Annotated in this window: 23 protein-coding genes; 11 read left to right on the top strand and 12 right to left on the bottom strand. The window is 71.1% G+C overall.

From position 1 onward, the window contains the following. Window positions 1–7 precede the first annotated feature (7 nt). Complete coding sequence (locus tag ACIOHP_RS34865) at window positions 8–1,723, top strand: IlvD/Edd family dehydratase (protein ID WP_401893675.1); 1,716 nt, start codon at window positions 8–10, stop codon at window positions 1,721–1,723. Here ACIOHP_RS34865 and ACIOHP_RS34860 read toward each other — a convergent pair. Next, window positions 1,715–2,659: a helix-turn-helix domain-containing protein gene (locus ACIOHP_RS34860; RefSeq protein WP_401893673.1), complete on the bottom strand. Its 945-nt coding sequence runs from the start codon at window positions 2,657–2,659 to the stop codon at window positions 1,715–1,717. The two genes, ACIOHP_RS34865 and ACIOHP_RS34860, sit on opposite strands and share 9 nt — an antisense overlap. Window positions 2,660–2,777: 118 nt before the next feature. On the opposite strand from ACIOHP_RS34860, the gene ACIOHP_RS34855 reads away from it, so the two are divergent. From ACIOHP_RS34855 to ACIOHP_RS34840, 4 genes are all read left to right on the top strand, one after another. Continuing rightward, window positions 2,778–3,806, top strand: a complete 1,029-nt coding sequence (locus ACIOHP_RS34855; protein ID WP_401893672.1) for a saccharopine dehydrogenase family protein — start codon at window positions 2,778–2,780, stop codon at window positions 3,804–3,806. Between the two features lie 106 nt (window positions 3,807–3,912). After that, a complete protein-coding gene (locus ACIOHP_RS34850) occupies window positions 3,913–4,713 on the top strand; it encodes an SAM-dependent methyltransferase (RefSeq protein ID WP_401893670.1) in 801 nt (266 codons plus the stop codon). 47 nt (window positions 4,714–4,760) lie between these two features. Further along, complete coding sequence (locus ACIOHP_RS34845; protein WP_401893668.1) at window positions 4,761–5,303, top strand: hypothetical protein; 543 nt, start codon at window positions 4,761–4,763, stop codon at window positions 5,301–5,303. A gap of 130 nt (window positions 5,304–5,433) precedes the next feature. Next, entirely contained in the window at window positions 5,434–6,195 is a 762-nt protein-coding gene (locus ACIOHP_RS34840) for a PIG-L family deacetylase (protein ID WP_401893666.1), read from the top strand. Window positions 6,196–6,219: 24 nt separating this feature from the next. Here the strand turns inward: ACIOHP_RS34840 and ACIOHP_RS34835 are convergent, their stop codons facing one another. Continuing rightward, a complete protein-coding gene (locus ACIOHP_RS34835) occupies window positions 6,220–6,585 on the bottom strand; it encodes a hypothetical protein (protein WP_401893665.1) in 366 nt (121 codons plus the stop codon). Between the two features lie 86 nt (window positions 6,586–6,671). Between ACIOHP_RS34835 and ACIOHP_RS34830 the strand changes: the two genes are divergently transcribed. Further along, window positions 6,672–7,055, top strand: a complete 384-nt coding sequence (locus ACIOHP_RS34830) for a barstar family protein (RefSeq protein ID WP_401893663.1) — start codon at window positions 6,672–6,674, stop codon at window positions 7,053–7,055. A gap of 14 nt (window positions 7,056–7,069) precedes the next feature. On the opposite strand, the gene ACIOHP_RS34825 is transcribed toward ACIOHP_RS34830, so the two are convergent. Continuing rightward, on the bottom strand, window positions 7,070–7,759 hold the full coding sequence (locus ACIOHP_RS34825; RefSeq protein WP_401893661.1) for a DUF6882 domain-containing protein: 690 nt from the start codon (window positions 7,757–7,759) through the stop codon (window positions 7,070–7,072). 184 nt (window positions 7,760–7,943) lie between these two features. Here ACIOHP_RS34825 and ACIOHP_RS34820 point away from each other — a divergent pair, with 184 nt between their 5' ends. Beyond that, window positions 7,944–8,921 carry an endonuclease/exonuclease/phosphatase family protein gene (locus ACIOHP_RS34820; protein ID WP_401893660.1) on the top strand — a complete coding sequence of 326 codons (978 nt, stop codon included), beginning with the start codon at window positions 7,944–7,946 and terminating at the stop codon, window positions 8,919–8,921. 1 nt (window position 8,922) lies between these two features. Here ACIOHP_RS34820 and ACIOHP_RS34815 read toward each other — a convergent pair whose 3' ends face one another. From ACIOHP_RS34815 to ACIOHP_RS34795, 5 genes are all read right to left on the bottom strand, one after another. Then, window positions 8,923–9,726, bottom strand: a complete 804-nt coding sequence (locus ACIOHP_RS34815) for a maleylpyruvate isomerase family mycothiol-dependent enzyme (protein ID WP_401893658.1) — start codon at window positions 9,724–9,726, stop codon at window positions 8,923–8,925. 270 nt (window positions 9,727–9,996) lie between these two features. Continuing rightward, a complete protein-coding gene (locus ACIOHP_RS34810) occupies window positions 9,997–10,446 on the bottom strand; it encodes an SRPBCC domain-containing protein (RefSeq protein WP_401893657.1) in 450 nt (149 codons plus the stop codon). After that, entirely contained in the window at window positions 10,443–10,793 is a 351-nt protein-coding gene (locus ACIOHP_RS34805) for an ArsR/SmtB family transcription factor (RefSeq protein ID WP_401893655.1), read from the bottom strand. Before ACIOHP_RS34805 ends, ACIOHP_RS34810 begins: the two co-directional genes overlap by 4 nt. Beyond that, window positions 10,790–11,248, bottom strand: a complete 459-nt coding sequence (locus ACIOHP_RS34800; protein ID WP_401893654.1) for an SRPBCC domain-containing protein — start codon at window positions 11,246–11,248, stop codon at window positions 10,790–10,792. Before ACIOHP_RS34800 ends, ACIOHP_RS34805 begins: the two co-directional genes overlap by 4 nt. Window positions 11,249–11,342: 94 nt before the next feature. Then, window positions 11,343–12,821: an oxidoreductase gene (locus tag ACIOHP_RS34795; protein ID WP_401893652.1), complete on the bottom strand. Its 1,479-nt coding sequence runs from the start codon at window positions 12,819–12,821 to the stop codon at window positions 11,343–11,345. Between the two features lie 80 nt (window positions 12,822–12,901). Here ACIOHP_RS34795 and ACIOHP_RS34790 point away from each other — a divergent pair, with 80 nt between their 5' ends. After that, window positions 12,902–13,621 carry a leucine-rich repeat domain-containing protein gene (locus tag ACIOHP_RS34790; RefSeq protein ID WP_401893650.1) on the top strand — a complete coding sequence of 240 codons (720 nt, stop codon included), beginning with the start codon at window positions 12,902–12,904 and terminating at the stop codon, window positions 13,619–13,621. A 45-nt stretch (window positions 13,622–13,666) separates the two neighbouring features. Here ACIOHP_RS34790 and ACIOHP_RS34785 read toward each other — a convergent pair whose 3' ends face one another. Both ACIOHP_RS34785 and ACIOHP_RS34780 read right to left on the bottom strand, forming a co-directional pair. After that, complete coding sequence (locus ACIOHP_RS34785) at window positions 13,667–14,092, bottom strand: VOC family protein (protein WP_401893648.1); 426 nt, start codon at window positions 14,090–14,092, stop codon at window positions 13,667–13,669. Between the two features lie 53 nt (window positions 14,093–14,145). Further along, window positions 14,146–14,889, bottom strand: a complete 744-nt coding sequence (locus ACIOHP_RS34780; protein ID WP_401893647.1) for an SDR family NAD(P)-dependent oxidoreductase — start codon at window positions 14,887–14,889, stop codon at window positions 14,146–14,148. Between the two features lie 97 nt (window positions 14,890–14,986). Between ACIOHP_RS34780 and ACIOHP_RS34775 the strand changes: the two genes are divergently transcribed. Continuing rightward, a complete protein-coding gene (locus tag ACIOHP_RS34775; RefSeq protein WP_401893645.1) occupies window positions 14,987–15,712 on the top strand; it encodes an HAD family hydrolase in 726 nt (241 codons plus the stop codon). Window positions 15,713–15,754: 42 nt separating this feature from the next. After that, window positions 15,755–16,234, top strand: coding sequence for an iron chaperone (locus ACIOHP_RS34770; RefSeq protein WP_401893643.1), 480 nt, complete (start codon window positions 15,755–15,757; stop codon window positions 16,232–16,234). Window positions 16,235–16,269: 35 nt separating this feature from the next. Here the strand turns inward: ACIOHP_RS34770 and ACIOHP_RS34765 are convergent, their stop codons facing one another. Beyond that, window positions 16,270–17,052: a hypothetical protein gene (locus tag ACIOHP_RS34765; RefSeq protein WP_401893641.1), complete on the bottom strand. Its 783-nt coding sequence runs from the start codon at window positions 17,050–17,052 to the stop codon at window positions 16,270–16,272. A gap of 195 nt (window positions 17,053–17,247) precedes the next feature. Here ACIOHP_RS34765 and ACIOHP_RS34760 point away from each other — a divergent pair, with 195 nt between their 5' ends. Next, the gene (locus tag ACIOHP_RS34760; RefSeq protein WP_401893640.1) at window positions 17,248–17,937 is read left to right on the top strand and encodes a haloacid dehalogenase type II; all 690 of its coding nucleotides are present in this window, start codon (window positions 17,248–17,250) and stop codon (window positions 17,935–17,937) included. 46 nt (window positions 17,938–17,983) lie between these two features. Here ACIOHP_RS34760 and ACIOHP_RS34755 read toward each other — a convergent pair whose 3' ends face one another. Next, window positions 17,984–18,622, bottom strand: coding sequence for a hypothetical protein (locus tag ACIOHP_RS34755; RefSeq protein ID WP_361555240.1), 639 nt, complete (start codon window positions 18,620–18,622; stop codon window positions 17,984–17,986). Between the last annotated feature and the right edge of the window lie 40 nt (window positions 18,623–18,662).

Below are 18,662 nucleotides of genomic sequence, written 5' to 3'. Positions count from 1 at the left end.
GGACTCCATGGTGAGGCTCCGCAGCGCACAGTGGTACGCGGGTCAGGACCGCAACGGCTACATCCACCGGGCGTGGATGCGCCGGGGCGTGCCCGCCGACGCGTTCACCGGGCGGCCCCAGATCGCCATCGCCAACACCGCCTCGGACCTGACCCCCTGCAACGCACACCTCGACGAGGTCGCGGCCTCGGTGCGCAACGGCGTCTACGAGGCGGGCGGCATCCCGCTGGACCTGCCGGTCGTGTCGCTCGGCGAGACGAACGTACGGCCCACCGCGATGCTCTGGCGCAACATGGCCGCGATGGCCACGGAGGAGATGCTGCGGGCCAACCCCCTGGACGGCGTCGTCCTGTTGGGCGGCTGCGACAAGACGATCCCTTCGTTGCTCATGGCCGCCGCCTCGGTGGACCTGCCCGCGGTCGTGGTTCCCGGCGGCCCGATGCTCAACGGCACCTTCCGCGGCGGCCTGCTGGGCTGCGGCACCGGGGTGTGGCAGCTGTCGGAGGAGGTCCGGGCGGGCACGCTCTCCCAGGAGCAGTTCACCCGCTCCGAGTCCTCGATGATCCGCAGCCGCGGACACTGCAACACCATGGGCACGGCGTCGACGATGGCGCTGGTCGCCGAGGCGCTGGGCACGGTACTGCCCGGCGTGGCCGGCACCCCGGCGCCCGACAGCCGTCTCCTGGAGGCCGCGCACCACACCGGACGGCTGGCGGTGGACATGGTCGCCGCCGACCGGCGGCCGGGCACCTTCCTGACCAAGGGCTCCTTCCACAACGCGATCGTGGCACTGGCCGCGGTGGGGGGCTCGACCAACGCGGTCGTCCATCTCCTCGCGATCGCGGGCCGGTTGGGCATCGCCCTGACCCTCGACGACTTCGACCGCATCGGTTCACGCGTCCCCGTCCTGGTGGACCTCCAGCCCGCCGGCCGCTTCCTCATGGAGGATCTCCACCGCGCCGGGGGACTTCTCGCCGTCCTGCGCGAAGTCCGCGACCTGCTCGATCCCGACGCGTTGACCGTCACCGGCGAACCCCTGGTCGGTTTCCTCGACGACGCCCCTGTCTGGGACGCCGAAGTCATCCGCCCCCGCGCCGAGCCACTCGTCGCCGAGGGCGGTATCGCCGTCCTGCGCGGCAACCTCGCCCCCGACGGCGCCCTCGTCAAACCGGCCGCCGCCTCTCCGCACCTGCTGCGCCATCGAGGCCGCGCCGTCGTCTTCGACTCCATCGAGGACTTCCACGCCCGTGTCGACGACCCCGACCTGGACGTCGACGCCGACTCCGTCCTCGTCCTGCGCGGCTGTGGACCCAAGGGCTACCCGGGCATGCCCGAGGTCTCCAACATGCCGCTGCCGAAGAAGCTCCTCGAACAGGGCGTCCGCGACATGGTCCGCGTCTGCGACGGCCGGATGAGCGGCACGGCGTACGGCACGGTCGTCCTGCACGTGGCCCCCGAAGCGGCGGCGGGCGGTCCGCTGGGGCTGGTGCGCACGGGTGACTTCATCACCCTCGATGTCGGAGCCCGCCGTATCGACGTCGACGTACCGGACGACGAACTCGCCCACCGCAAGCCCGACCAGGCCACGGTCGACGGCTTCGCCGCACCCCGACGCGGCTGGGAGCGGCTCTACGTCGACCATGTCCTGCAGGCCGACACCGGGGCCGACCTCGACTTCCTCGTCGGCTCCAGCGGGTCCGAAGTCAGCCGTGAGTCACATTGAGCGTGCGCGGAAAGTGCGGCGATAGCTGTCCGGGGGCACACCGACCGTGCGGTTGAAGTGGCGGCGCAGGGTCGTGGCGGTGCCCATACCGGTGGCCGTCGCGATGGCGTCGACGCTGTCGTCGGTGGCCTCCAGCAACTCCTGGGCCCGGCGGATGCGTTGGGTCAGCAGCCACTGGAGCGGGGTGGTGCCGGTCGTCTCCCGGAACCGGCGGCCCAGGTGGCGTGAGCTCATCCGGGCCTGACGGGCCAGATCCTCCACGGTCAGCGGCCGGTCGAGCCGCTCGACGACCCAGGGGAGCAGCGCGCCGAGCGGATGGTCGTCGCGGGTCGGCACCGGGGCGGCGACGAACTGTGCCTGGCCGCCCGCCCGGTGCGGTGGCACCACCAGGCGGCGGGCGACGGCGTTGGCGACGGCCGAGCCGTGGTCCTGCCGGACGAGGTGCAGACACAGGTCCATCGCGGCGGCCTTGCCCGCGGAGGTGAGCACGCTGCCGTTGTCGACGTAGAGCACGTCCGGATCCACGTCGACGCGCGGATGCCGGGCGGCCAGCACGTCGGTGTGCGCCCAGTGCGTGGTCGCCTGCCTCCCGTCCAGCAGACCGGCGGCGGCCAGCACGAACGCCCCCGTGCACAGGGAGGCCACCCGGGCACCCGCCTCATGGGCCGCGCGCACCGCGTCGACCAGCTCGGCGGGCGGGTCCACGTCGACGTCCGCCCAGCCCGGCACGATCACCGTGTCGGCGTGCCGGAGCCCGTCGAGCCCCTGATCGGGCTCGAGGCGGAACCGGCCGACCCGCACGGCGGCGGAACCGCAGACGGTGACCTCGTACCAGGGGACGGTCACGCCGACCGGGGCGGCTTCGAACACCTCGTAGGCCATGGACAGTTCGAAGTGGAGCATTCCGTCGGTGACGGCGAGCGCGAGAGAGGCCATGTCCGAAAGTGTACGGGGCACGTCGTTCCAGACACTCACGCATGGGCGTAGGAATTCGACAGGATGGTCTCAGTCGATCAGCGCACACCGTTGATCAGTCGCACACAGGGGAGATCTCATGGGATCGGGACAGACGGTCACGGTGTACGGCGCGTACGGGCACACCGGACGCTTCGTGGTCGCACACCTGCTGGAGCGCGGATTCGTCCCCGTGCTCTCCGGCCGTGACGCCGACAAGCTGCGGCAGCTGGCCGCCTCCTTCCCCGGCCTCGACGTCCGGCCCGCCTCCGTCGACGACAGCGCCGCCCTCGACCGCGCCCTGGCCGGCGCGGACGCCGTGATCAACAGCGCGGGCCCCTTCGCGACCACCGCCGCCCCCGTGATCGAGGCGGCCCTGCGCGCCGGGATCCCCTACGTGGACGTGGCCGCCGAGATCGAGGCCAACGTCGACACCTTCACCGGCTTCGCGGACCGCGCCCGGGCGGCGAGAGCCGTGATCGTCCCCGCGATGGCGTTCTACGGCGGTCTCGGCGACCTCCTGGCCACGGCCGCGATGGGCGACTGGACGACGGCCGACGAGGCCCACATCGCCTACGGGCTGAGCAGCTGGCATCCCACCGCCGGCACCCGGGCCGCGGGCGAGGTCTCCCACGGCCGACGGGGCGGGCAGCGCGTGCGCTACACGAAGGGGCGGCTGGCGTACCACGACGACCAGCCGACGGTTCTGAAGTGGCACTTCCCCGAGCCGATGGGCATCCGGGACGTCATGGGGGAGTTCACGATGGCCGACGTCGTCACCATCCCCAGCCATCTGTCCATCCCCGAGGTGAGCACCCACATGGCGACCGAGGCGGCCAGGGAACTCGCCGCCTCCGACACACCGGCGCCGACCGTGACCGACGACGGGCGCTCCGACCAGACCTTCCTCGTCGACGCCGTCGTCCGCTCCGGCGGCACCGAACGGCGCGCGGTGGCCCGGGGTCGGGACATCTACGCCGTCACCGCACCGCTCGCGGTCGAGGCGGTCCACCGCATCCTCACCGGCCGGACCAGGACGGTCGGGGTCGCCTCCGCCGGCGAGATCTTCGACGCGCCCGACTTCCTTCGCGCACTGTCGCCGCACATCTCCGTCGAGCTGCGCCCGTAGCGGCACGGCGACCGGAACTGGGGCCACGAGCACGGAAGTTGATATGCGAAGCTGTCCTCACCGTGGGCGGCGAGCGGGCCGTGGCGGGCGTCGAGAGGAGCGCAGGGTGACAGCGGACGGCGTGCGTGCCGAGGTGATCGACACCAGCAGACCGCACCCTGCCCGGATCTACGACTATCTGCTGGGCGGCAAGGACCACTACGAGGTCGACCGGCGAGCCGGCGACGAACTCGCCGCCGCCGCACCCGAGGTACGGATCGGCCTCCGCGCCAACCGGGGGTTTCTGCGGCGCGCCGTCCGCCACGTCGTCGCCGAGGGCGGCGTCCGCCAGATCCTCGACATCGGCACCGGCCTCCCCACCTCGCCGAACGTCCATGAGATCGCCCACGAGGTCGCATCGGACGTCCGTGTCGCCTATGTCGACAACGACCCGATCGTCAAGACACACGGCGACGCCCTGCGTAGCGGCGACGGCACGACCAGCATCGTGCTCGGCGACCTCCGGGACCCGCGAGCCGTCGTGGACCACCCCGACATCCGCCGGGTCATCGACTTCGACGAGCCGGTCGCCCTGCTGCTCGTCGCGATCGTCCACTTCCTGACCGACGCGGACAAGCCCGAGGAGATCATCGCCACCCTGCGGGACGCACTCCCCTCCGGCAGCTACCTCGTCCTGTCCCACGCCACCGGCGACTTCGCCGACCGCACCGCGGCCCAGGCCGTCTACAACAAGGCCGCCGCCAGCCTGAACCTCCGGTCCCACGCCGAGGTCGAGCGCTACTTCGACGGCTTCGACCTCGTCGAACCCGGCCTCGCCCAGGCCCCGCTCTGGCGCCCGGACGCTCCGCCGCCGCCCGGGTCCGAACTGATCGGCTTCTACGGCGGCGTGGCGCGCAAGCGCGACTGAGCGCCGCACCAGGTTCAGCATCAGCCGGCGAACGGGGGAGCGCGGTGGTGGATCAGTGGGGCACGCTGTTGGGTGTGCTGGTGGGTGCCGTGGCGTCGTACGCGGTCACGGCCCTGACCGAACGGGCACGGTGGCGCCGTGCGCAGGCCGAGCGCTGGCAGGAGAAGAAGTTCGACGTGTACGCGCGCTACAGCAACGCGCTCAAGGAACAGATCGGGATCACCCAGCGCATCGGAGCGGCCCTGGGGTACGCGCATGTCGTCGACCCGCTGGAGCCCGCGGAAGGGCTGCCCTTGCTGGCCGAGGCAGAAGCGCGCCGGGCCACACTGTGGGAGTCCGTCCTGCTGGTGGGCGACGCGGAGACGGTGACCGCCGCGCGGTCGTGGCACGAGGCCGTCTGGACCCTGGAGCTGCACGTGCGGGAGCAGCGTCAGGACGCGCAGGGATGGACCCGGGACTCCCAGCGGCTGAGCCGCAAACGCGACGCGTTCTACACCTGCGCCCGCAGCGAGCTGGGGGTGGCCGGTCCGCCGCCGCCCTCCGGCAACTGGCCGCGTGCCTGGCAGCCCGCCGAGGGGACCGCCGACTGACCGCCGCAGCAGGGTCTTTGGCAGGTGACCGGCACCGGCCCGGCGGCATCCCGCCCCTCCGCCGGACGCAACGCAACCGGGTCGCCCCGTCCCCGATCCGGCCGACCACTCGCCCGGAAGGTGATCACCCGTGCCCGTGCCGAGCCTGCTCGCCGTCTTCGCCCACCCCGACGACGAGTCCCTGTCGGCGGGCGGAGTGCTCGCCCGCCACGCGTCCGCCGGCGCGCGCACCGGGGTCGTCACGGCGACCTGGGCGGAAGGCACCCCGCGCGCCGCGGAGTTGGCCGAGGCGCTGCGCATCCTCGGTGCGGGCGCCCCGCGGATGCTCGGCCACGCCGACGCGCGTGCTCCTCACTCGGCCCCGGGCAGTCCACGGTTCTGCGATGCGCCGCTCGACGACCTGGTGGGTCAACTGGTCACGCGCATCCGGGAGTTCCGGCCCGACATCGTGATCACCCACGATGCCTACGGCGGTCTGACGGGCCATCCGGACCATGTCCACACCCACCGGGTCACGACACTCGCTCTCGAGGCGGCCGGCCTGGAACGCCTCTACCCCGAAGCCGGCGAGCCCTGGCAACCGAGAGCCATGTACACGGCCACGCATCCGCACTCCGCCATGCGGGCGTGGGGCGACCACTGGGCCCCCACGGGCAAGGCGATGTACACCGTTCCCGACGCGCGCGTCACCGCGACGGTCGATGTCCGCCCTTGGCTGGAGCAGAAGATCGCCGCCGTCCTCGCCCACCGCACCGAGGTGACCCGAGGAGCCGCCCCGGGCCTGATCGCCGACCTCCCGGCGGCCGGCCGTGAACTGCTGCTGTCGACGGAGTGGTACATCCGCCACGATCCCGTCTCCACGGGAGCGGCACAGTCGGAACTGACGTCCTGAGGCCCTCGGCAGTGGACTCTTCCGTCAGGTGCGCTCTCCGTGCCGCGACCGCTGAGCCATCAACAGTGCCGCCGCGCCCACCACCCCCAGGACGCCGGCCGAGCGGAAGGTGCGTGAGGAACGCCAGGACAGCACCGACCACTGCGACTGCGCGGACAGGCACGATCCCGTGCTCAGCCATGATCCGAACGAGACCAGCGACAGCGCCGACCCGATCGACCCCACGGACAGCGCGCTCCCGATCGACCCGACGGACAGGGCCGAGCCGACCGACCCGATGGACAACACCGATCCCACGGAGCCGATCGACAGCACCGAGTCCTGCGACCACAGGGACAGCAAGGAGTTCGAGCCGGTGCGCTGTGTCGACGATCCGGATGTTTTGGTCATGAGGCCATCTTGCCCGTCGCTGCGAAGAGTTCGCACCCGATGCGTCCCACGAGGGTGCTCACCGAACGGCACGTAGTCTCCGGGGCGTGACTATCACCTACGTACTGGACGGCTCGCAGGTCACCACGCTGGAGGACTTCTGGCGCGTTGTCGGGGAGAGCATCGGCGACGACGGGTATTTCGGCCGCAACCTCGACGCCTTCGCCGACTGCCTCCGAGGCGGCTACGGCACGCCGGAGGACGGCGACTACGTGATCGAGTGGCGTGAGCACGAGGCGTCCCGCCGTCACCTCGGCCACCCCGAGACGGCCCGGCAGCTCGAGATCCGGCTCGCGCGGTGCCACCCGACGAACCGGCCCTCCGTGAGCGCGGAACTGGCGGAGGCCCGCGCCGGACGTGGGCCCACCGTCTTCGACTGGCTGGTCGAGATCATCGAGGGCGAGCATCCGGGCGGACTGCGCCTGCGCTGACCGCCCCCGGTCGCTCAGGGCAGAACCTTCACCTGCACCCCCGATATCCGCCCCACCGCGTCGAAGCCCACCTCGACCGTGTTGCCGGCGCCCAGGTCCGCGACGATCCGGTCGCCCTCGGAGCTCCGGGGCACACCATGGTGATCGAAGTAGCCGCCGACGACCTCCCGGGCCGAGTACCCGATCAGCCCCGCTCCGGTGAGCAGCGTCCGGGGCAGCGTGACCGGGTCCAGGCCGGCACGGGGGACCCGGGCGTCGTCGGGCAGGAAGTAGACCTGAGTGGCCGGTCCCGCCGGAACGCCGATGTACCCGGGCGCCTCGGCCACTCCCATCCCGGTGAAGGCGAGCATCTCGGCGGCCCGCCGAGGATCGGCGAACCCGGACAACGGCACGATGTCCTCGGTCAGTTCGGCGATCCCGTGCACCCGCCCGTACCGCCGGACCGCGCCGGTCAGCGCCACCACCTCGGTGCCCCGCAGACCAGGATTGGCCCAGCCCCACATCCAGGACCGCTGCTCCATGTCGTACGTGCCCAGCACCGCCACCCGCAGCTCCAGCTCCCCCTGCTGGTAAAGGCAGGAGGGCAGATCGGCGGTCCACGGTCCCTCGGGCAGAAACGCGCCCAGCGCGTCGAGCTGGGCCGCGCCCCACGCGGCATGTCGTTCGGCCTCGAGCAGGAACGCCTCGCTGAATTCGCTCACCATGCCCCGACCCTATGAAACCGCCGGATCACACCTCGAACGGGGTCGGCCCCGGCGGAGGAGAAGCCCGGGCCCGTCGGGTCGCCGGGTTCGGCCGGGCGAGGCGCGTCACCGCAACGGCCTCTTGCTCCTCCGTGCGCGATCTCGCAGGCTCGAAATGCTCTGCTCCCAGCGTCGAGGAGGATCTGTGCCCGCTGAAGCCGACATCTTGGCGCCGCCCCAACGGGTGATCGAACGGGTCGAACGCTGGGACGCGTTCCTCGACGGAGCGGTACCGGCGAAGGACGACGGGACCAACCTGCTGATCGCGACCTGGAACCTGCGCGCCTTCTCCGACCTCACCAAGGCCTGGACCACCCCGGAGGGTGCCTCGCCGAAGCGGAACTTCACCGACATCCACCTGATCGCCTCGGCCGTCCGCAGGTTCGACGTCGTGGCGGTGCAGGAGGTGCGCGGCAACCTGCGTTCCCTGCGCTACCTGCTGAAGGTCCTCGGCGACGACTGGGCGTTCATCCTCACCGACGTGACACGGGGCAGCGCGGGCAACAGCGAGCGGCTGGCGTTCCTGTTCGACACCCGCAGGGTGAAGCCGTCAGGCCTGGCCTGTGAGCTGGTGGTGCCCATCGAGGAGGACGCGGGCGTACCCGCGACCGATCTGGAGAAACAGTTCGCCCGTACGCCCTACGCGGTCAGCTTCCTCTCCCAGGGCCAGACGTTCACCCTGGTCACCCTGCACGTCCTGTACGGCGACAAGGCCGGCGACCGGGTACCGGAACTGCGGGCGATCGCGCAGTGGCTGGCCTCCTGGGCGGAACAGGAGTTCGGCTGGGACCACAACCTCATCGCGCTGGGAGACTTCAACATCGACCGCGCCGGCGACCCCCTGTTCCAGGCCTTCACCTCCACCGGCCTGGTCCCCGCCCCCTCCTTGGACGGTCTGCCGCGCACGATCTTCGACGACCCGGGCGCCGAACACTTCTACGACCAGATCGCGTGGTTCACCAAGGGGCAGAAGCGCCGGCCGGTGCTGACGCTGGAAGCCCTGGCCGGAGGGCACATCGACTTCGTGCCCGAGCTGCGCGGCGAGCGGACGCTCAACGAGCTGTCCTGGCACATCTCGGACCACTTTCCGCTGTGGGTGGAGTTCGGGATCCCGGCACCCTGACCTATTTGCGGAGCCAGAAGCCGGAGCGCTCCAGCCACAGGGACAGCAGGTCGCCGTCCCCGAACACCTCGACCGACGGGTCGGCCGGGGTGCGGCGGCCGTAGAGAAGCAGAACGAGGTCGGTGAGCGGGGCGCGTACCGCCACCGCGGCCTTCGCGTGGGTGTGGCTCCAGGTGATCGGGACGCCCGTGAGGTCCACCAGCCATTCGGCGTGGGGCGCGTCGGTGGCGTGCAGGTGCAGGGTACGGCCGGGTCCGGTGAGCGGCGGGGTGTCGGGCCCGGCGGCCTCCAGCACCCGGGGCAGCGCGCCGAACCCCATCCACTCGTCCAGGGCGTCCCGCGCCAGTTCCTCCCGTACGGCGAAGGGGGTGCCCGTGACGAAGGCGGCGTCGGCGGCGTGCAAGGTCGTCTCATGGGCCATCCGCCGGGCCCAGAAACCCGCGACACCGCTCGGCGCGACGGTCCACACCGGGGCGTCGGGACCGGCCTCGCGCAGGGCACCGGTCAGCTCCGCCGCCCCCTCGGCGACCCAGGCGTCCAGGTCGGCGGCGGCCTCGGGACCGGGAGAGAAGACGTCGTCCACCATGTCGTGTGCGACGGGACCGGTGGCCCGGCCACGGACGATCCGCGCCGCCCACCGATGGGTTCCCCCGACATGCCGGGCGAGCTGGGTGAGACTCCACCCGGGACAACTGGGAACGGGCGTCGCCGCGGGCCCCGCCTCGGCTGACCGCACCACCGCGCGCAACTCGTCGGCCCGAGAGCCGATTTCGGTGCAGTAGACGTCGTGCTCCACATCACTCACCGAGCCACCGTAGGACGGACCGGGCTCCCGCTCAACGCGGATTCATTCGCGACTGGCTTCGCGCACCGGCCGTGCAGTTGAATCGCCGGGTGGAAGCCACGAGTGGTCCCGCTCGACCGCCTCGGCTCCCGCGAGGCATCCGGAACCGCCGACGACTCGACAGTGGGAAGGTTCGTCGCCGACGGGGATGTCGCCCGCCGCCTGGCCCACGCCCGGCGCGTCTTCGACGCCCTGTGCGGCCAAGGACGCTTCTACGACGCCTGGTGCCCTCTAGTGCCAGTCGCTGATCCGGACATCGGCGGGTGCCGGGCTGCCGTGACCCGTCTCGGCGTACTCCTTGAGGCTCATCAGGAAGAGCGCCCACTTCGTACTGCAGTGGTGCATGAACTCGACCGGCTCGCGCCAGCCCTCGTGCTTGAACAGGACGATCGTGTATTCGTCGGTCCGGCTGAGGGTCCAGTCGATCTCGGTGCCGATCCATTCCGCGGGGCCGTCCGTGACGCGCCACCGGACATGGCCGGCGGGGTCGAGTTCCAGGATCTCCATGTCGAAACCGCCGACGTCGCCGAAGCGGAACGCCAGTCGGCCGCCGACCTCGCTCTTGCCCGTGGTGTCGGTGGTCCACCAGCCGGCGAGGCCTTCGGGTGTCGCGAGCGCCTGGTAGACGTCGTCCAGCGGGGCGACGGCGCCGATGCGGTGCAGGATGTCGACCATGATCATGTTCCTTCCGTAGTGGTACGGCTTCGTTCGATCGTTTCGGCGATGTGCTTGATACGGCGGAGCCGGGCGTCCCAGGTGGCGCCGACCGCGGCCAGTTGAGCGACCGCGCGGGCGAGTTGGGCCTCGTCGACGCGATAGCGCCGCTCCCGTCCGGCCGCCTCGGCGTGGACCAGCCCGACCCGGTCGAGGACGGCGAGGTGCTTCGACACGGCCTGCCGGGTGACGGGAAGGCTCGCGCTGAGCGAGGTGGCGGTCCCCGGTCCGGACGCGAGGAGCAGGTCGATCATGGTGCGCCGGGTCGGGTCGCCGATCGCGGACCACAGGTCGTCGTCGACCGGCGTGCTCATCGGGTCGACGCCAGCCGTGCTGCGTAGGCGCCCAGCCGGGGGATGTAGTGGTCCCAGCCGTTCACGTGATCGCGGTACTGCTCCTCGAGTACGGCGATCTCCCAGCCCATCTCGCGGAACCCGGTCTCGGTCATCCGTACCAGGGTCCCCGTCTGCGTCGGCTCGAGATCGAAGGTGACCAGCAGGGAGTCCCCGCCGCGTTCGGCACCGGTGTGGCACCACCGGAACGAGAACCGTCTGGGCGGGTCGACCTCGACCACCGTGAACGCCACGGTCTTGGTCTCGCCCGTGTCCTTGTCACGCCAGAAGAGCTCTCCGGGTGCCCCTTCGACGGACTCGAACCGGGCGTCGTCCGGCCACCACTCCCGCATGTGTTCCGGTCGGCTGACGACCTCGAAGACCACGTCGGGCGACGCGTCGACGTGGAGGTCGCGCTCGATGCTTCCGTACTCCATGTCCGGCTCCCTTTTGCAACCATCGGTTGCGTATCAGAGTACGACCGAAGGAGCTCTGACGCAACCATCGGTTGCGATGCCGGGAAGGGGGCGGTCAGCTCCGGTTCAGGGTCCGGGTGATACCGGCGAGCACCGCCGTCGTGAGGATCCAGCCCGCCGCGATCAGGGCGTACGACAGCCAGGCGGCCGTCCCGCCCTCCCAGTACCAGGACGTGCGCTGGCCGAGACCGCCGATGGGTATCAGCAGGTCGAGCGTGTAGACCAAGGGGGTGAACGGGGGTACCTGGCCGGGCTCGGTCGCGGTGGGGGTGTGGGTGGCGAAGACCGTGGTGCCGAGCAGGACGAGCGCCGCGAGCCACACGCCCGCACGCCACGGGCGGTAGCCGTAGCCGACGGTGGCCTCCAGGACGTGGCCCCACAGCCGGGCGGGCAGCGACAGGGTTCTTCTGCGATGACGCTGCTTGGCCAGCAGAACGCGCCGGGCGTCGTCGTCATGGCCGATCTGCCGGTACCAGGACGCCAGTTGCTCGTACGGCTGGGCCGCGTACCCCGGATGCCGTCGCACCCACGCCACACGGCGCTCCACGGACGATGCCTGGAGCTCGCTGCTCTCGTGCAGGGAGCCGTAGGTGAAGCCCTGCAGCCGTACGGTGTCCGGCCAGACACCCTCCCGGTCGTGGAGGGCGGCGGCCCGGGCGTCCTCGAGATCCACCACGCCGGACGGCGGCTGGGCCGGGGTGAAGACGACGATTCCCGCCTGCATACGGGCACAGTCGAGGGCCGTGCCCTCGGCCCGCAGCACGGCGGCGTCGAAGGTCACCTGGTCGGTGATCTGCGTGCCCCGCAGACTGACCGTCCCCTCGGCCGTGAACCCCTCGGACAGTGCCATGCTGCTCACCACCGCGTGGTCGGCGAGGAGCGCCACACCCCCGGGATTGTGCAGCCGCGCCCGCTCCATGTGCAGGCCACCGAGCAACTGGGCGCCCACGAGCCGCATGCCGCCGCGCACGGTGGCGGTACGGCAGAACAGCCCGCCTTCCATGACGAGCCCGCCGGCGAACAGGGCCCATTCGCCGGGATGCGAGAGGACCGCGTGGCTGAGCGCCAGCTCACCGGTCACGCGCGCATTCAACAGCTTCACGGCACCGCTGACCACCGTGTACCGCAGAGCGACCCTGCCCTCCACCCTGGCCATGCTGAGATCGAGCCCCGGCAGCCTGCTGCCCTTGATCTGGATCGTCCGGGTGGTCGCGCCGAACAGTCCGACACCCTGTTCGAACCAGCACCCCTCGAACCGCATGGCATGCCCGATCTCGGCCCCGCCGAGCTCCAGGACCCCGCTGATCCGCGCGCCCGCGAGCCGCAGCGCGGGCACCCCTCCCGGCCGGGCCGGGTTCGCGCCGAGGAGCAGGGCGGCCACGACACCGGCTCGCACGGTCCGCTCGTCGCCCCAGTCGCCCCCGTTGTCGGGGTCGTCCTCCGCCTCACCCGTACGGAAGTCCACCAAGCGGCCCGTGGGATACGCGTCCCACAACTGCCGCTCCGCCGAAGTGAGTTCCTCGTACGCATACACGCCGGAAGAGTAACGGGCAGGAGCCGCGGATGATCGACACTGGCTCTGCACCGCTGGTACACCGGAAGGAAGAACACATCGTGCCGCATGTCCTGAACCTCTGGCGTCAACAGCTGGGCGAGGTACCCGAGTCGGTGTGGGACCGGACCGAGCTCCAGGTGCTGATCCTCGCGGACAACGGGCTGACCGAGCTCTCGGCCGAGGTCGGGCGGCTGCACCGACTGACCACACTGGACCTCGGCCACAACCTCCTCCCGGCGGTGCCCGGCACGCTCGGAGACCTGACCGCCCTCGACGGCTGCCTCTATCTGCACGACAACGAGCTGGCCGAACTCCCGCAGTCCCTGGGCAACCTGACCCGACTGCGCTACCTCAACGTCGGGGAGAACCAGCTGACCGCGCTGCCGGAGACCATCGGCCGGATGGCGGGGCTGATCGAACTGCGAGCCCAGCACAACCAGTTGACCGCACTGCCCGACAGCCTCGGCGACCTGCGCGGTCTGCGTGAACTCTGGCTCCGGGGCAACGCACTCGGAAGCCTGCCTCCGACCGTGGCCGACCTCCACGAACTGCGCCACCTGGACCTGCGTGAGAACGCCTTCGCGGAACTCCCGGAACCCCTCACCGCACTGCCCCGCCTCCGCCACCTCGACCTACGCGGCAACCGCCTCGTCCACCTGCCGCACCGGGTGCTGGAGATGCCCGCCCTGGAGAAGCTGGACCTGCGCTGGAACGCCTGCGACCCTCCCGCGTCGCTCCTCGCCGAGCTGGAACGACGAGGATGTGTCGTCCTCCTGTAGACCCGGAAAGCGGCCGGACAGGCGCCACCCGCGGGGACCGACCCCTCAGACGACGGGTTCACCGATGCCCAGCAGGTTTCCCTCGCTGTCCCGGAACCAGGCGGCGCGCTCGCCCCGGGCCCCCTTGCCGGGATAGTTGCCCTCGACGTCCGCGATGGAGTCCTTCGTGCGGAGACCGGGCACATCGACGTCCTCGAACACCACGCCGCGCCGCTTGAGCTCCGTCACGACGGCCTCGATGTCGTCGACCTCCCAGCCCATCTGTGTGAAGGTGCCGGCCGAGGCTCCCGTGGAGGCGAAGAGGGCGAAGTCCGTGCCCGAGCATCGGTACAGCAGTCCGCCGGGTCGTTCGTCGACGGGCTCCAGCCCGAGTTTCTCGGCATAGAAACGCCGGGCCCGCTCCAAATCCTGGGCGGGCAGCCGGGTCGCCACGCGTCCCCGGGCCAGCATGTTCCTGTCGTCTGCGTCCATAGGCCCACTGTGCCGTCGGCCGCCGCGGAGCGCAGGGAACCACGTGCGACCGCTCAGGTGAGGTTGAGTCCGCCGTCCAGGACGATGACCTCGCCGGTGAGGTAGGTGCCGGCGATGACGGAGGCCACGAGGTCGGCCACGTCGGAGGGCTGGGCGGGGCGGCCCATGGGGGCGCGGTCGCGCCACAGTTCGTGGGCCTGCGTCCAGTCCTTGGTCATGGGGGTGTCGACCAGGCCGGGGGCGATGGCGTTGACGCGTACATCGGGTGCGAGGGCGGCCGCGAGGAGCCGGGTGACGTGGTTGAGCGCCGCTTTGCTCGCCGCGTACGGCACCGACGAGCCCTTGGGGCGCACCCCGGCGTGGCTGGTGATGTTGACGACGGAGCCGCCGCTGGGGGAGCGGCGCAGCGCGGGAAGGGCGGCCGTGCAGAGCACCCAGGGGGCGATCAGGTTGACCTCCAGCAGTTGCCGCCAGTCCGCCGGTGTCGCGGCCGCGAGGTCGTGGTGGGGGATGGGCCGGCTGATGCCGGCGTTGTTGACCAGGACGTCCAGCCGGCCATGGCGGCCCAGTGTCTCCTCCACCAGGGCGCGCGCCTCGTCCTCGACCGCCAGATCGGCCCGCACATACGCGCCGTCGAGCTCCGCCGCCAGCGCCTCGCCCGCTTCCACGCTGCGCCGCGAGTGCACGACGACACACATCCCGTCCGCCGCCAGCCTGCGTGCGACGGCCTCCCCGATGCCCGAGGTGGAGCCGGTGACCAGGGCGACGGGGCGATCCGCTTGTTCGATGCTGCTCATGCCTGCGGATCTTGCCATGCCTCCCGGAGCCCGGAGCCCGGAGCCCGGAGCCCGGAGCCCGGTGCCCGAACGGGCGGCGCACTGGCATCATCACCGGGTGATCAGTGACGGCATACCGCCCAGCCCCCGTAAGTGTGTCCTCCTCGACGTCGACGGCACGTTGATCGACGCCGTGGACAACCAGCGTCGCGTATGGGCGACTTGGGCACGCCGCTACGGACTGGACGCGGACGAGGTCTACCGCGTGGCACTGCGCACCCGGCCGGTCGAGACCTTCGCCCAGGTCGCTCCCGACCGGAATCCGCAGGACTGCCTGGCCGGTCTGCACGAACTGGAGGATGCCGACGTCCGTTCCGGTGACTACACCGCCTTCGACGGAGCCGCCGACCTGCTCGGCACCCTGCCGCCGACGGCATGGGCGCTGGTGACCTCGAACTACGAGCACCGGGTACGCGGACGGTTCTCCCGCACGGGCCTGCCGGTCCCGCCCCTCGTCGTGGACGCCGCGGCCGTCCAGGAGGGCAAACCGTCGCCCGAGCCCTATCTCCAGGCGGCCCGACAGCTCGGAGTCCGGCCCGAGGACTGCCTGGTCATCGAGGACGCCCCGTCCGGGGTGGAGGCGGGACTGCGGGCCGGCATGACGGTGTGGGGCGTCAACGCGTCGGTGCCGGTGCCTGGCGTACACCGCCACTTCGCCACCCTGCGCGCAGCGGTACCGGAGATCCTCGCCTTCGCGGAGACGGCTTCCCCGTCACCCCGGAGTTGGTCCCCAGGGCGCCATCCGGTCAGTTTCGGAGAAGCCGCCGCGCCGGAGGACTCCTAACCTGGAGGCATCCCAGCAAGGCTCGTCCGAAAGGAATCTGCCATGAAGAGCTCCCAGACGTCGGCGAAGAGCGGCGGCGCGGCAGGCGAGAAGTACGACGGCTTCACGGACGAGGAGCGGGGCGCGATGAAGGAGCGCGCCCAGGAGCTGAAGACGGCCGCGCGGCGGGGCCGGGGGGCCGCCAAGGCGGACCCTGAGATCGACGTACTGGCGAAGATCGCGGAGATGCCGGAGCCGGACCGTGTCCTGGCCGAGCGGCTCCACGCCGTCGTCAGGGCGAGCGCGCCGGAGCTCGAGCCCAAGCTCTGGTACGGCATGCCGGCGTATGCCAGGGGCGGCAAGGTCGTCTGCTTCTTCCAGAGCGCGCAGAAGTTCAAGACGCGCTACGCCACGCTCGGCTTCAGCGACCTGGCGAAGCTCGACGACGGCCCGCTGTTCCCGACCGCCTACGCGCTGACGGACCTGACGGGCGACACCGAGGAGCGAGTCGCCGCGCTCATCAAGAAGGCCGTCGAAGGATGAGTTGACGGGCGCGTCGATGTGCTGGTCGCACCCGCTCAGCCGACCGAAGTGCGCTGTGTCGCCTTGCGTGCTTCGGCGAGGGCTCGCTGCCTGAGGTTGCCGCCGAACAACTGCATCGTGGTGGCGGCCAGGATGTCCTCCCTGCCGATGGTCCGACCGTCCCCCCTGCGGGTGGACAGGGCCTGGAGGGGATCCTTGTGGAACGGGGGAGGGGACGGTTCGCCCGACATCTCCAGGGTGACCGTACCGAAACGTTGGACCCCGCCCTCGCGGACGACCATGACCGCGTCCCGGGCGAGGTCCGTCAGGAACACGCTCGCGATTCCGTCCAGGTCGCGGACCATCGCCGGGACGGCCGTCGCCCGCCGGCTCCGCAGCAGCTTCTTGACCCCGGCCTCGAACCTGTGGGCGCCGACCACCGCACTCGGCCTGCGCGACCTGCTGCGCTGACGAGAAGGCACGATGACGCCCTCGGCGTCGTACAGGACACCGGTCAGGCCGTGAAACGTCGGGCTGTGGTCGTACCACTCGGTCCCCACCTCGAGCTCGACGTTCCGGTCGATCGCCGAGAGAAGGTCCCCGGGGATCAGCTTCTTCCGGGCCTCCGCCTCCGCCGCCCGCCTCGCACCGTCGATGATCTCCGTCAGCACTGTCCGCGTCACCGACGCGGCGGCCCACGCGGCCGACCGAGACACGTGCATCGGGCTCACGTCCCTGAACACCGCTTTGACGAGGGAAGGCTTGAACGGCGAGACATCCACCGCCGAGTCGGTCCCGGGGCCGCCGCGCTCAGGGCGTGCGGGCTGTGTGGTGGTCATCGGAAGGAACGCTCCCTGCTGTCGGAGTTGTCGAAGGCCCACACTTCACCACGCGGACCCGCTCTCATCCCTCATCCTCCAAGCGGGGATACGCGCAGCCTCGAAGCGTGCAGCCGGTTCGGGAATCAGGGTGGCCGATCGTCGCGTTGTTCCCACGACCGCTCACCCGTCCCAGCTCGTCCAGGAGACCTCCCCATGGCAGAGCCGGAGATCGACGCCATCGTGTTCGACGTGCTCGGCACCCTCGTCGACGAACCCGCCGGTCTGCGCGCCGGTATCCGTGAGTTCGCCCCGAAGCTCGACGCCCCCGGGATCGAGGAACTCCTGTCGCTGTGGCAGCGGCACATCGAGACCGAGCAGCGCCGCGTCCTCGACGGAGTCCGGGCTTATGTCCCCACCGACGTACTGGACCTGGAAGCCGCCCGCGTGGTCGCCGACGCCGCCGGAGTCGCCGACCCGGCGGCGGTGGCGGCGCTGTCCCTGTCGGGTCGCCGGCTGCCGCCCTGGCCCGACACCGTCGCGGGGCTCGCCCGCCTTGCCGAACGGTTCCCGCTGATCGGACTCTCCAACGCGAGCCGGACGGCGCTCCTGGGCATCAACGCCCACGCGGGACTGCGCTGGCATCAGGCCCTGTCCGCCGAGGACGTCCGGAGCTACAAGCCGGACCCGGCCGTCTACCGACTGGCTGTCACCGTCTCCGGCCTACCGCCGGAGCGGCTGCTGATGGTCGCCGCCCATGCCTGGGACCTGCGCGGTGCGCAGAGCGTCGGCCTGCGCACCGCCTATGTGGCCCGCCCGGTCGGCGACCCGCCCGCTTCCTCGGACCGATTCGATGTGCACGCCGCCGACTTGAGCGATCTCGCCGACCGACTCGGCCAGAAATAAGGGAATGCCTGGGGGGTTGGACACCCCAGGCATTCCCGGCCGTGGGTTACAGCCCGTCACGCACCATGGCGGCGACGATCTGCACATGGCGGTCGGCCGCCGTACCGGACATCTCGTTCTCGTAGTTCAGGCCGTAGGGCCAGAAGTGGCCACCGCCCGTGGACAGCTTGGCGCTGGAACCGTCGAACTGCCGGACCAGTGCCGTGGCTTGCGCGCCGGTCCAGGTGCCGCTGCCGCCGAGAGCGGACCAGCGCGAGCTCGTTCCCACTCCGATGGTGTGGGCGATCTCGTGCAGGGCCGTCCTCTCGGTCATGTAGCTGCGGTTGCCGAAGCGGATGGTGCCGTTGATGTTGCCGTCGGCGGTGGGCACGCCCGGGTCGTAGCGCACGGTGATGCTCTTCCCCAGGTCGCTGAGGTTGTTGTAGCGCGCCACGGCCGCGTTCATGGCCGCCGTGATGAGGTTGTACGCGGTCTGCTGGTCCGCCGTGGGATTGCTCGCCCGTTCCAGGGTCCAGGTGATGGTGGCCGCCGCCACCTGCTCCTGGGGAACGGGCGCTGCCTTCGGCGCGGCCTGCGCGACGCCGGGCCCCGCGAGCAGGGCCGCGGCGAGCGCGGTGACGGCCAGTGCGGTGCGCCGGGGTATGGCCGTTCGAGGACTGTGCTCCTTGCTCTGACGTGGGCTCATATGAGGTCCTCCTGTGGGGGGTTGGCCGTCGAGTGTGGGG

The sequence above is a fragment of the Streptomyces sp. NPDC087859 genome (genome assembly GCF_044742595.1).
GTDB lineage: Bacteria > Actinomycetota > Actinomycetes > Streptomycetales > Streptomycetaceae > Streptomyces > Streptomyces canus_F.
This window is presented reverse-complemented; position numbering and strand designations above follow the sequence as displayed.